Below are 12,742 nucleotides of genomic sequence, written 5' to 3' on the forward strand. Positions count from 1 at the left end.
CTGCTCGGCGGAACGAGGCTGTGACCACCCGAGAGCATTGCGGCGGACCGCCGAGGAACATTTCGCCGCACCGCCGGGGAACAATTCCGGCGCGCGACACTGTTGCACCCACAGACCTTCTTCTTCGAGTCAGGAGCCATCCGTGAGTGTGTTGTTCGAGCCTTTGACCCTGCGCGGCGTCACCATCCCGAACCGCGTCTGGATGGCACCGATGTGCCAGTACTCGGCTGACGTCATCGGCGACCAGGTCGGAGTGCCCAACGAATGGCATCGCACGCACCTGGTGAGCCGCGCGATCGGCGGCACCGGCCTGATTCTCACCGAGGCGACCGCCGTCAGCCCCGAAGGCCGCATTTCGGCCGCCGATCTGGGGATCTGGAACGACACGCAGGCACAAGCCTTCGCCGAGATCAACGCGCAACTCGCGTACTTCGGCGCAGTGCCCGGGATCCAGTTGGCTCACGCCGGACGCAAAGCGTCGACGCAGGTTCCGTGGCGCGGCGGCAAGAGCCTGCCCGCCGACGACCGACTCGCCTGGCAGACCGTCGCCCCGAGCGCGGTTCCGTTCGGTCACCTTGCCGATCCGGTCGAGTTGACCACGGAAGGCATCGAGAAGGTCGTCGCGGACTTCGCAGCGGCGGCTACCCGCGCACTGAAGGCCGAATTCAAGGTCGTGGAAATTCACGCGGCCCACGGCTACCTGATCCATCAGTTCCTCTCTCCCGAGAGCAACAAGCGGACCGACCGCTACGGCGGCAGCTTCGAAAACCGTATCCGGTTGCTCCTCGAAATCCTCACAGCGGTCCGCGAGGTGTGGCCGGCCGAGCTACCCCTCTTCGTCCGGGTCTCGGCGACCGATTGGCTCACGGAAGAACGTGGGCTCGAGGTCGACAGCTGGACTGCGGATCAGACCGTTGCCCTCGCCAACATCCTCTCCGACTACGGCGTCGATCTGGTCGACGTGTCCACCGGCGGTAATTCACCGGCGGCGCAGATTCCGGTGGAGCCGGGATACCAGGTTCCGTTCGCCCGTCGCCTGCAGAACGAAAGCCTGTTGCCGGCCGCCGCCGTCGGCCTCATCACCGAACCCGAACAGGCCGAGAAGATCGTCGAGGACGGCAGCGCAGTGGCGGTGCTCCTCGGCCGCGAACTCTTGCGTGATCCGTACTGGGCGCGCCGGGCGGCCCGGGAACTGAACGCCGAGGTGGGACCACATATCCCGTCGCAGTACGCTCGCGCCTTCTAGCCCGAAAATCGGCTCCCGCGTCCAACTTTGATAGCGTAAGCGTCTTACTTGCCGGTAGTCCGGAGCCCTGTGGGCTCCGGACACTGCCGCGGGCCAGAGCCGTGCGACGGGGGTCGCAACGAGCCACAGGGCACGCGGACGCTCGATTTCCCGACCGGCTCATCGGCGAGTGGGCAACGAAAAGATGCGTGCATCAGGTACGTGCCCCGCTCGGTTCGATGATTGCGCTGGGGAGCGCATGTCATGACTACACCAGAGAACTCGATCAGCGCTCTCGAAGTGGCCGAATCACCCGATGTCTGCGTCACCGACAATGCGTCCGTCAAACGCGCTGTCAAGGCGACGATGCTCGGAAATGCCATGGAGTGGTTCGATTTCGGCGTTTACGCATATCTAGCTACCACTATCGGAAAAGTGTTCTTCCCGGAGGCGAGCGGCAGCGCTCAACTCCTCTCGACCTTTGCAATCTTTGCAGCAGCCTTCATCGTCCGACCTCTCGGCGGACTGTTCTTCGGCCCACTCGGTGACCGCATCGGGCGCAAGAAAGTCCTGGCCACCACGATCATTCTGATGGCGGGCAGCACCTTCGCCATCGGCCTCATCCCGAGCTACGAGTCCATCGGTATCGCCGCCCCGATCCTGCTGGTACTCCTACGCCTGTTGCAGGGCTTTTCCACAGGCGGCGAATACGGCGGGGCCAGTACGTTCGTCGCCGAATACGCACCGGACAAGCGGCGCGGTTTCTTCGCCAGCTTCCTCGAATTCGGGACTCTGGCAGGATATGTGGCGGCAGCAGGCATCGTGACGATCATCCAGACCGTCGTCAGCGCCGAGGATCTCCTCCAGTGGGGCTGGCGAATCCCCTTCCTCATTGCCGGCCCGTTGGGTCTCATCGGTCTGTACCTTCGTCTGCGCCTGGAAGAAACTCCCGCATTCCAGATGATGGAGCAGGCCGAAGAGCGCTCCCTCGCAGACGAATCCACCGGCAAGAAACTGCGCGAAACTCTCGTCGACAACTGGCGTCCCCTTGTTCTGTGCATCGTCCTGGTAGCCACGTACAACATCGCTCACTACGGCCTGCTCAGCTACATGCCCACGTATCTGACCAACACCTTGGGTTACGACGAGTCCCACGGGCTCGTTCTGATGATCATCGTCATGATCGTGATGATGATGGGAATCAGCTACGTCGGAAAGTTCTCGGACCGCGTCGGGCGTAAACCCTTGCTGCTCAGCGGTTTCATCGGATTCTTCGTCCTGTCCCTACCCGCTTACCTGTTGATCGGCGTCGGCAACTACGTGACGGTCTTCCTGGGACTCGCCATTCTCGGCGGCCTGCTCCTGCTGTTCGTCGGAGTGTTCCCGTCCGTGCTTCCCGCACTCTTTCCGACCGGAATCAGGTACGGCGGCTTGGCAATCGGATACAACCTCGCGGTCTCCATCTTCGGCGGGACCACTCCCCTGGTGCTGACAGCTCTCGAAAGTGCAACGGGCAGCAACTTGGTCGCGCCGATGTACATGATGATCGCCGCAGTGATCGGCGGTATCGCGGTACTGCTCATCCCCGAGACGGCACGCAAGCCACTCGACGGTTCGCCACCCGCCGTCGCCACCGACGAGGAAGCACGCCGGATCATTCGGAAGGTTCGCCGAAAGAGAATGAAGGCCGATAACCTCGAGGTATGAGCACGCCTCGAATCGTCGTCGTCGGCAGTATCAACATGGACCTGACCACGTCAGTGGCCAGATTTCCCGCTCCGGGAGAAACACTGCTCGGCACTGCCTTTGCCACCGCGGCAGGAGGCAAAGGCAGTAATCAGGCCATCGCAGCCGCGAAGGCCGGTGGGGACGTGTCCTTCATCGGCGCGGTCGGCGACGACGGTTTCGGCGCCCAGTTGCGCGAGACCCTGCAAGACGCCGGGGTCGACACCGCACTGCTACGTGGCGTCGACGGCCCGAGTGGCGTCGCGGCCATCACCGTGAGCGAAGACGCGGAGAACAACATCATCGTCGTCCCGGGCGCCAATTCCACGATCACCGCGTTGTCCGAAGTAGACCTCGACGCGATCGCACACGCCGACGTTCTCCTGTGCCAACTCGAAATACCACTCGACACGGTCATCGCAGCGGCCCAGCACGCGCACGCCAACGGAACGACCGTCATCCTGAATCCATCTCCCGTGCAAGAACTTCCGGATCCACTGATCGATGCAGTCGACACCTTGATCGTGAACCAGACCGAGTCGGAGCAGTTGGCCGCGGTCACAGGTCGCGTCGCGCACCTCGTCACGACGCTCGGAGCGGGCGGCGCGGATCTTCGGTCCGGCGATGTGACCGTCCACGCCGACTCCCCTACCGTGACACCCGTCGACACCACCGGCGCAGGCGATGCCTTCACCGGGGCCTTCGCCGTGGAGTGGGTGCAGGACCAGGAGCGCGCCCTGCAGTTCGCGGCCACGGCGGGAAGCCTGGCGACGACGGTTCGCGGCGCCTCGGTGTCGTCGCCTACTCGCGTTGCGATCGAAAAAGTCCTGAACCGACAGCTTGACTCTGACACCGTGTGAGGTTCTAAACCTGTAGGTATCGGGTTGGTGAGGGAGAAACGGGGCGAGCAACCATGTTGAGCATCGGAGACTTCGCGAGAGCAGGTCGTGTGTCGGTGCGCATGCTTCGCCACTACGACGCCATCGGCCTGCTCGCACCGGCGAGGGTCGACGCCTCCACCGGGTACCGCTCGTACACTGCCGGCCAGTTGGCATTGCTCAACCGCATCGTCGCGCTCAAGGAGTTGGGCCTGACCCTGGCCCAGGTCCAGCAGGTGGTGGAGTCGGCGGTCACGGTCGACGAGATCCGCGGGATGCTCATGCTTCGCCGAGCAGAACTCGAGACCCGAATCCAGGAAGACACCGCGCGACTTGCGCACGTGCAAGCGCGCCTCCGCATCATCGAAAGTGAGGGACAGATGTCCGCATACGAGGTTGTGATCAAGTCCGTTCCGGCGCTGCGGGTCGCGGAGTTGACCGGTACCGCCAAGACGATGGATCCGTCGTCGATCGGCCCGGTGGTTCGCGGGCTGTACGAGCGGCTGTGTACCGGTTTGGATCGTGCCGGTGTCGTCCCGATCGGACCCGCTGTCGCGTACTACGAGGATGCCGGCGACGACGAGAACGTCGTCGTGCATGCCGCGCTGCCGGTCGACGCGGACCCCGAGGGCGACTACGAGTTCGCGGTCGTCGACCTGCAGGCCGAAGCTCAGGTGGCTTCGCTGCTGCACAAGGGCTCGATGGACAACTGCCTGCCCGCCTATCAGGCCTTGGCTCAGTGGATCGACGCAGCGGGATACCGCAATGCCGGCCCCAGCCGTGAGGTGACGCTGGCGTGCCCGGAGGACGTCGACGGCTGGGTCACCGAGCTGCAGGAACCTGTTGCCAAGCCCTGAAGCCCGCACGTGTCGGCAGGGTCGTGCACCATGGGGTCCATGACCACCGCCACTGCCCCAGCCATGCGCGACGAAGCCGAGCGGCTGCTCCGCGAACTCGCGGGGCCGGATGCCCGCCTACGCGAGGACCAGTGGACTGCCATCGAGGCCTTGGTGGTGCAACGCAAACGCGCCCTCGTCGTCCAGCGGACGGGCTGGGGCAAGTCGGCGGTCTACTTCATCTCGGCGAAGCTGCTCCGGGCAACAGGTCACGGCCCGACGGTCATCGTCTCGCCCTTGTTGGCCCTGATGCGAAACCAGGTCAGTTCTGCCGAGCGTGCCGGAGTGCGAGCCGCAACCATCAACTCGGGCAACGTCACCGAATGGGACGACATCCACGCCCGCGTCGCAGCCAATGATCTCGACGTACTTCTGGTCAGCCCAGAGCGCCTGAACAACCCCGACTTCCGCGATCAGGTGCTCCCGGCCCTGGCAGCCGACGCCGGCCTGGTCGTGGTCGACGAGGCTCACTGTGTTTCCGACTGGGGACACGACTTCCGTCCCGACTACCGGCGCATCAGGACGTTGATCGCCGAACTCGGCGAGGGCATTCCCGTCCTCGCGACCACGGCAACGGCCAACAACCGCGTTGTCGAGGACGTATCCGCCCAGCTGGGCGTCGGCGGCGAGGAAACCCTCGTCCTTCGCGGCGGGCTCGAACGCGAGTCACTTCACCTCTCTGTAGTCCACATTCCGGAGGCGACGGCGCGCGCTGCCTGGCTTGCCGACATGCTCGAGACGCTGCCGGGATCGGGCATCATCTACACGCTGACGGTTTCGGCCGCTCGCGACCTCGCAAGCCTGCTCTCCGAGCGCGGCCATACCGTCGCCGCCTACACGGGCCAGACCGATCCCACTGAACGTGAATCCCTCGAGCAGGACTTGTTGGGCAATCGCGTCAAGGCTCTGGTGGCCACCTCGGCCCTCGGGATGGGCTTCGACAAGCCCGATCTCGGGTTCGTCGTCCACCTGGGCGCACCGTCGTCGCCGATCTCGTACTACCAGCAGGTGGGCCGCGCCGGTCGGTCCACCGACAGGGCAGACGTGATCCTCCTGCCGGGCGCCGAGGACAAGCAGATCTGGAGCTACTTCGCCTCGGTCGCCTTCCCCCGCGAGCACCTGGTCCGCAGCGTCATCGAACACCTCGACACCGAAAAGGCCACGTCGACACCGGCACTCGAACCGCTGGTGGAACTCAATCGCACCCGTCTCGAAATGGTCCTCAAAGTCCTCGACGTCGACGGCGCGGTCAAACGAGTCAAGGGCGGTTGGATCAGCACCGGAGAACCTTGGGTGTACGACGCCGAGCGCTACGGCCGACTCGACGACGCTCGCCAGGCCGAGCAGGCCGCAATGGTCGAGTACCAGAGCATCACGACGTGTCGAATGACCTTCCTGCGTGAACAACTCGACGATCCGGGCCTGACGTCGGAGAACTCACAGTGCGGTCGCTGTGACAACTGCACCGGCAATCGCTACGACACCACTGTCGACACCACCGCCCTCGACGAGACTCGGGCGCGCCTGCAGCGGCCCGGATTCGACCTGGAGCCGCGCAAGATGTGGCCGACCGGCCTGAGCAAGCTGGGTGTCAAGCTGTCCGGGAAGATCACCGAGGGTCCGGAAACCGGGCGCATTCTCGGACGGATGTCGGATCTGGGCTGGGGCCAACGTCTCCGCGCGCTTTTCGACGGCCCCGACGCCGAGGTACCCGATGCGGTGGTCAGCGCGTGTATCAGTGTTCTGGCGGCCTGGAATTGGGCCGAGCGCCCCACCGGTGTCATGGCCCTCGAATCCACGACGCGTCCGTTGCTGGTATCGAGCCTGGCCGCCAAGTTGGCCGAGGTCGGGCGATTGACCGACCTCGGCACCCTTCGCTTGCGACCCGACCACCCTCCGGTGTCAGCAGCGAACTCCGCCTATCGCGTGTCCGGACTGGTCGATGTTTGGGAAGTCCCGGACATGAGTATTCATCAGGGACCAATACTTCTTGTCGACGCAATCGCCGATACCGGTTGGACTTTCACGATGGCCGCACGCGCACTTCGGCAGGCCGGAGCCCATTCGGTACTTCCCTTGGCGCTCGCGAGCCCGAAATAGCGAGTTTTTGCCCGAAATAGTCGCTCGGACAACGGCAAAAGTTACATAATGTGAGCACCATCACATTCATGTCCTCACCTGGGGCGCAACGGGTTCCGCACGGCCCGAAACGGACATCTGCATGACTTCGACAGCAATGATTGTTACGTTCAGATGACCGATGAAGCCTGTTGATACGAGAGCTATCCCGACCACCGCGCCGGACGCGGTGTTGTTCAGAAGCCCACAGATCGATGACGGAGTCCGGCTCTGGGAGATCGCACGTGATTCGAAGGTGCTCGACCTCAATTCGAGTTATGCATACCTGTTGTGGTGCAGGGATTTCAGCGCGACGTCCATCGTCGCAGAGGTGGACGGCCGTGTAGTCGGATTCGTTTCCGGTTACACCCGCCCCAGCGCACAGGAAACCCTGTTCGTGTGGCAAGTTGCGGTCGACGAAGACCAGCGCGGCAAGGCAATTGCTGCCCGCATGCTGTCCGACTTGATGGATCGCACTGCCCCACTGGGTGTTACACATCTGGAGACGACGATCAGCCCCGACAACGAGGCTTCGATCGCACTCTTCACCGCGCTCGCACGTCGGCGCGAAGTACCGATAACCAGGCAGAACTTGTTCTCGCCCAATGATTTTCCCGATGGACACGAAGCCGAAGATCTTTACACGATCGGCGCCTAGCGCACTTCGCGCTCGGCATACAGCATGCCCCGGAGGAACAAAGAAGATATGAATATCAACGAAGCAAGCATTTTCGAAACCCTCGAGTCCGAGGTTCGCAGCTACTGCCGTGACTGGCCTGCAGTGTTCACCAGCGCATCCGGATCCTGGATTCGTGACGAAAACGGGCGCGACTACCTCGATTTCTTCGCCGGTGCCGGCGCCCTCAATTACGGTCACAACAACCCGGTGCTCAAATCTGCACTGGTCGACTACATCATGAGCGATGGCATCACACACGGCCTCGACATGTCGACAGTCGCCAAGCGTGAGTTCCTCGAGACCTTTCAACGCAACATCCTCGAGCCGCGCGGCCTGGACTACAAGGTCCAGTTCCCCGGCCCGACCGGATCGAACACCGTCGAGGCTGCACTGAAGCTGGCCCGCAAGGTCACCGGACGTTCGGCAGTCATCAACTTCACCAACGCATTTCACGGAATGACACTCGGTGCACTCTCCGTGACCGGCAACTCGATGAAGCGCGCGGGCGCCGGTGTCCCCCTTGTGCACACGACACCGATGCCCTTCGACAACTACTTCGACGGCGTCACCGAGGACTTCCAGTGGTTCTCTCGCGTTCTCGACGATTCCGGCAGTGGAATCAACCGTCCCGCGGCAGTCATCGTCGAAACCGTGCAGGGTGAAGGCGGCGTCAATGTCGCTCGTCCCGAATGGCTTCGGGCACTGGCAACGCTGTGCTCGGACCGCGGCATCCTGCTGATCGTCGACGACGTCCAGATGGGTTGCGGTCGCACCGGCCCGTTCTTCTCCTTCGAAGAGGCCGGAATCGTTCCCGACATCGTCACACTGTCCAAGTCGATCGGTGGCTACGGAATGCCCATGGCGCTCACGCTGTTCAAGCGTGAACTCGACGTCTGGGGCCCGGGTGAGCACAACGGCACCTTCCGTGGCAACAACCCCGCGTTCGTCACCTCCAAGGTGGCACTCGATCACTACTGGTCCGACGACGCACTCACCAAGACGACGTTGAAGAAGGGCGCACGCATCAGCGAATGCTTCGCCAATCTCTCCGATCAGTTCCCCGGCGAGGTCTCGCACCGTGGACGCGGCCTGGTTCAGGGCCTCGTCTTCGAACAGCCCGAGCGCGCCGGCAAGGTCTGCCAGCTGGCATTCGACGAGGGATTGCTCGCCGAGACCTCCGGACCCTCTGACCAGGTTGTGAAACTGCTTCCGGCACTGACGATTACCGACGACGAGCTCGAGCACGGCCTCTCCATCCTGGCCGAGGCGACACTCAAGGTTTGCAGCTAGAGGAAGGACTCTCCCATGATCGTTCGCACCACCACCGAGATCACCGACACCGACCGCGACATCACGAGTGAGGACGGAAACTGGCGCAGCAAGCGCATCGTCCTCGGCGGCGACCGCGTCGGGTTCTCGTTCCACGAAACCACCATCAAGGCAGGCTCGGTCAACGAGTTCCACTACGCCAACCACGTCGAGGCGGTCTGGCTCGTCGAGGGCACCGGCAAGCTGATCGACCTGGACAACAACGAGGAATACGATCTCGCGCCGGGGTCGATGTACCTGCTCAACGGCCACGAGCGTCACCGCGTCGAGCCCGATACGCAGATGCGCATGCTCTGTGTGTTCAATCCGCCGGTCACCGGGCGTGAGGTACACGACGAGAACGGTGTCTACCCACTGGTGGAGGTCCCCGCGTAGCGTCTAGTCATGGCGACTGACACCTCTCCACGCGTAGCGATCGGCCCCGTCCCCGATGCACTGCTCGACAGCGCGGTGCTTCGGGGCGGTGGTCTGATCAGTCCGATCGACACTGCCGACGCCCTGATCTGGGCGGGCTCACCCGAAACCTTTCCGTCGGAGTTACCGGCGTCGGTCAGGTGGGTGCAGCTGCCGTCGGCCGGAATCGAGGATTGGTTCGACTCCGGTGTGATTCCGAAGGACACCGATATCACGTGGACCTCGGCGGCCGGCGCGTTTTCGGCATCGGTGGCCGAGCACGCGCTCATGCTGCTGTTGGCCGGAGTTCGTCACCTGCCTGCGCACATCGAGGCTCGAACGTGGCGTCAGTTCGAGTTCTTTCCCAAGATCGGCACACTCCGTGGTTCGACGGTTGCGATCATCGGCGCAGGCGGTATCGGCCGCGCGCTGATTCCGATGCTGGCCGCGCAGGGGGCGGACAGCATCGCAGTCAATCGTTCCGGTAGCCCTGTCCCCGGGGCGATCTCGACGTACCCCGCATCCAGGATGGATGAAATATATTCTCGCGCAGATCACTTCGTGATCGCAGCGCCCGCCACCCCGGCTACCCGTCACCTCGTGGGCCGTGCGCAGTTGGCGGAGATGCAACCCCATTCCTGGGTGATCAATGTCGCGCGCGGATCACTGGTGGACACCGACGCGCTGGTCGAGGCAATCGAGTCGGAACAGATCGGCGGCGCTGGTCTCGACGTCACCGATCCCGAACCCCTCCCGGACGGTCACCCTCTGTGGGATCTGACGAATGCGATCATCACACCCCATGATTCAAATCCGCCGGGCGTTCGCCCCGCCGCGTTCGCGGATCACGTCTCCAAGAACGTGACCCGCTTCGCGAAGGGCGAGGCGCTGGCTGCCCTCGTGGACCCGGTCGCCGGATACTGAGCGCGCCGTCGAAGCTCGAATGCTCAGACGAGGGTTGCCACGAATTACTGTGGCGACTCCGTATCCGGGAAGAAGAGCGCCCGCGCCCGGCGAGCGACTTCCTCGGCTGGTACGTCCTCGACCTTCGTGCAGACTGCCCATCGGTGGCCGAACGGATCGAGAAACACTCCATGCCGGTCACCCGAGAACGTATCGGAGACAGCCGTGACCAGCGTGCCTCCCTCAGCAACGGCCCGAGCGACAAACTCGTCCGTGTCCTCGGTGTAGACGACGATCGACGAATGCACCCAGCCGTCGTGTGGTGATTTGAGTCCGAAGTCCGGCATCTCCTTCGAGAGCTGCAGCATCGAATCGCCGATCCGGATCTCCGCATGCATGAGGGAGCCGTCAGGAGCGTTCATCGCATCGACAATCTCAGCTCCGAGTGCTCGCTTGTAGTAGTCGAGTGCGGCATGACCGTCCGGCACCGCGAGGTAGGGAGTGATCGTGCGGTAACCAGCGGGGATTGGGTTCACTGTGTTCATGAGTACGAGCATTGGCGATCGCACACGTGTTCTATTGAACATTTCGGACTTCCTCCGCGCCTCCGTCTCGCACACGCGCCTATCCTGGAACGGTGCCTACCGACAACAGCCGCCTCGACGCCCTTCCCGAGCTCCTGGCCGGGCGTCGCCTGGCAATTCTGACCGGCGCAGGAATCTCCACAGACTCCGGAATCCCGGACTACCGCGGCCCTGATTCGCCACCGCGCAATCCGATGACGTTCCAGCAGTTCATCGGCGATGCGGCGTTTCGACGGCACTACTGGGCGCGCAACCACATCGGCTGGCGATACATGGACAGCTCGCGGCCCAACCAGGGCCACCGGGCCGTCGCGACACTCGAGCGAGCAGGGCGTGCTGTCGGCGTGATCACCCAGAACGTCGATCTCCTGCACACCAAGGCCGGCGCGCGAAACGTCATCGACCTCCACGGCACCTACGCGCAGGTTCGATGCCTGAGCTGCCAGCGGTTGATCTCCCGCACCACTCTCGCGGAGAGATTGGAAGAAGCTAACCCTGGATTCGCCGAAACAGTCTCTGCTGCAACAGGAGTCGAGATCGCACCCGACGCAGATGCCGTGATCGAATCCACCGCACACTTTCGCGTCGTGGATTGCGACGTATGCGGTGGGTTACTCAAACCAGACATCGTCTACTTCGGTGAATCCGTCCCCAAGGAACGTGTTGCCAGGGCGTACGGACTCGTCGACCAAGCCGACGCACTGTTGGTAGCCGGGTCGTCGTTGACGGTGATGTCCGGCCTACGTTTCGTCCGGCATGCCGCCAAGGCAGGGAAGCCGATCGCCATCGTGAATCGTGGCATGACGCGCGGCGACGAATTCGCCGACCTCAAGCTCGAAGTCGGTTGTGCTGAAGCACTTTCCGCCCTGGTCGAGCACGACAGTTACAGCGCCACCAAGTCGTCCGCGTGAACCACGGGACGCTGCATGTCTGCCGGTAGATCGGCGGTGGAGCGCCCCAGGATCTCCTCGATCTCCGCAGCGTCGAATGCGACGACACCCCGAGCGACGGGCTTCTCCCCCGGTCCCATCAGCGACACGACGTCGCCCGCATGGAAATCGCCGGACACACCGACGATGCCCGCCGACAGCAGGCTTCGACGCTTGGACACCACCGCGCGAACGGCGCCTTCGTCCAGGTGAAGGTCACCCGATGTGTCAGCGGCGTGGCGGACCCAGAATCGGCGAGCCGACAATCGCGTGGGCCGGGGCGCAAATGCCGTCCCGACGTCGGCACCACTGAGTGCCTGCGCAGCGTCCGAGGCTGCCGCGAGCAGCACCGGCACTCCGGAATCAGCGGCCAGGCGTGCTGCAGAGAGCTTCGACGCCATGCCTCCGGTACCGAGAGCGCCACCCGAACCGGCAACCACACCGTCGAGATCCTCGGGACTGTTGACCTCGGGAATCAGTGTGGCATCGCCCTTTCGGGGATCGCCGTCGTACAGGCCGTCCACATCCGACAACAGGATCAACGCGTCGGCGCCGACGAGATGAGCAACCAGAGCGGCCAGCCGATCGTTGTCACCGAATCGAAGTTCGGTGGTGGCAACTGTGTCGTTCTCGTTCACGATCGCGACTGCGTGCAACGCCCGCAGACGATCGAGCGTCCGCTGAGCGTTCCGGTGCTGCGTCCGTCGAGCGATGTCGTCCGCCGTGAGAAGTACCTGCCCGACGGTGCGCCCGTACCGGGCGAACGACGTCCCCCAGGCGTGAGCCAGCGCCAACTGACCGACGCTGGCTGCAGCCTGCTTGGTCGCGAGATCGCGCGGTCGCTTGGTCAGTCCCAGCGGCGCCAGTCCGGCGCCGACGGCACCGGACGAGACGACGACGACATCGGAACCCGCACGCATGCGTGCCTCGATGGCATCGGCCAACAGATCGAGTCGGTGAGTATCGAGTCCCGTCACCAGGCTGGTGAGTGCAGACGACCCGATCTTCACGACGATACTGTGAGCCGACGCTATCGACTCCCTGGTGGACCCGAGCACAGTCCCGTTCCCTCTCTTCGGTTTT

At 63.6% G+C, this 12,742-nt stretch carries 12 protein-coding genes; 10 read left to right on the plus strand and 2 right to left on the minus strand.

The annotated features are described in order from the left end of the window. Nucleotides 1-142: 142 nt before the first annotated feature. The 9 genes from ABWI03_RS25395 to ABWI03_RS25435 all read left to right on the plus strand — a co-directional run bounded on the left by ABWI03_RS25395 (nt 143) and on the right by ABWI03_RS25435 (nt 10,167). A complete protein-coding gene (locus tag ABWI03_RS25395; protein ID WP_095969739.1) occupies nt 143-1,246 on the plus strand; it encodes an NADH:flavin oxidoreductase/NADH oxidase in 1,104 nt (367 codons plus the stop codon). 243 nt (nt 1,247-1,489) lie between these two features. Further along, entirely contained in the window at nt 1,490-2,932 is a 1,443-nt protein-coding gene (locus tag ABWI03_RS25400; protein WP_095969738.1) for an MFS transporter, read from the plus strand. Further along, a complete protein-coding gene (locus ABWI03_RS25405; protein WP_298781201.1) occupies nt 2,929-3,810 on the plus strand; it encodes a ribokinase in 882 nt (293 codons plus the stop codon). The genes ABWI03_RS25400 and ABWI03_RS25405 overlap by 4 nt, the downstream gene beginning before the upstream one ends. A 53-nt stretch (nt 3,811-3,863) precedes the next feature. Then, nucleotides 3,864-4,685 (plus strand): MerR family transcriptional regulator, encoded by an 822-nt coding sequence (locus ABWI03_RS25410; RefSeq protein ID WP_235169707.1) that lies wholly within the window; start codon nt 3,864-3,866, stop codon nt 4,683-4,685. A 39-nt stretch (nt 4,686-4,724) separates the two neighbouring features. Beyond that, the gene (locus tag ABWI03_RS25415; RefSeq protein WP_298781209.1) at nt 4,725-6,824 is read left to right on the plus strand and encodes a RecQ family ATP-dependent DNA helicase; all 2,100 of its coding nucleotides are present in this window, start codon (nt 4,725-4,727) and stop codon (nt 6,822-6,824) included. Nucleotides 6,825-6,984: 160 nt separating this feature from the next. Beyond that, nucleotides 6,985-7,500, plus strand: coding sequence for a diaminobutyrate acetyltransferase (ectA, locus tag ABWI03_RS25420; RefSeq protein WP_234036632.1), 516 nt, complete (start codon nt 6,985-6,987; stop codon nt 7,498-7,500). A gap of 48 nt (nt 7,501-7,548) precedes the next feature. Continuing rightward, nucleotides 7,549-8,811, plus strand: a complete 1,263-nt coding sequence (gene ectB / locus ABWI03_RS25425) for a diaminobutyrate--2-oxoglutarate transaminase (RefSeq protein ID WP_234036631.1) — start codon at nt 7,549-7,551, stop codon at nt 8,809-8,811. A gap of 15 nt (nt 8,812-8,826) precedes the next feature. Further along, the gene (locus ABWI03_RS25430) at nt 8,827-9,225 is read left to right on the plus strand and encodes an ectoine synthase (protein WP_095969734.1); all 399 of its coding nucleotides are present in this window, start codon (nt 8,827-8,829) and stop codon (nt 9,223-9,225) included. 9 nt (nt 9,226-9,234) lie between these two features. Further along, nucleotides 9,235-10,167 carry a D-isomer specific 2-hydroxyacid dehydrogenase family protein gene (locus tag ABWI03_RS25435; protein WP_095969733.1) on the plus strand — a complete coding sequence of 311 codons (933 nt, stop codon included), beginning with the start codon at nt 9,235-9,237 and terminating at the stop codon, nt 10,165-10,167. A 44-nt stretch (nt 10,168-10,211) separates the two neighbouring features. Here the strand turns inward: ABWI03_RS25435 and ABWI03_RS25440 are convergent, their stop codons facing one another. Continuing rightward, nucleotides 10,212-10,733 carry a VOC family protein gene (locus ABWI03_RS25440; protein ID WP_353798990.1) on the minus strand — a complete coding sequence of 174 codons (522 nt, stop codon included), beginning with the start codon at nt 10,731-10,733 and terminating at the stop codon, nt 10,212-10,214. A 50-nt stretch (nt 10,734-10,783) separates the two neighbouring features. Here ABWI03_RS25440 and ABWI03_RS25445 point away from each other — a divergent pair, with 50 nt between their 5' ends. After that, complete coding sequence (locus ABWI03_RS25445; protein ID WP_095969731.1) at nt 10,784-11,641, plus strand: NAD-dependent protein deacetylase; 858 nt, start codon at nt 10,784-10,786, stop codon at nt 11,639-11,641. On the opposite strand, the gene proB is transcribed toward ABWI03_RS25445, so the two are convergent. After that, entirely contained in the window at nt 11,614-12,717 is a 1,104-nt protein-coding gene (gene proB / locus ABWI03_RS25450) for a glutamate 5-kinase (protein ID WP_095969730.1), read from the minus strand. The genes ABWI03_RS25445 and proB overlap by 28 nt on opposite strands. Between the last annotated feature and the right edge of the window lie 25 nt (nt 12,718-12,742).

It is taken from the genome of Rhodococcus baikonurensis (genome assembly GCF_040489275.1).
Classification (GTDB): Bacteria; Actinomycetota; Actinomycetes; order Mycobacteriales; family Mycobacteriaceae; genus Rhodococcus_F; species Rhodococcus_F baikonurensis.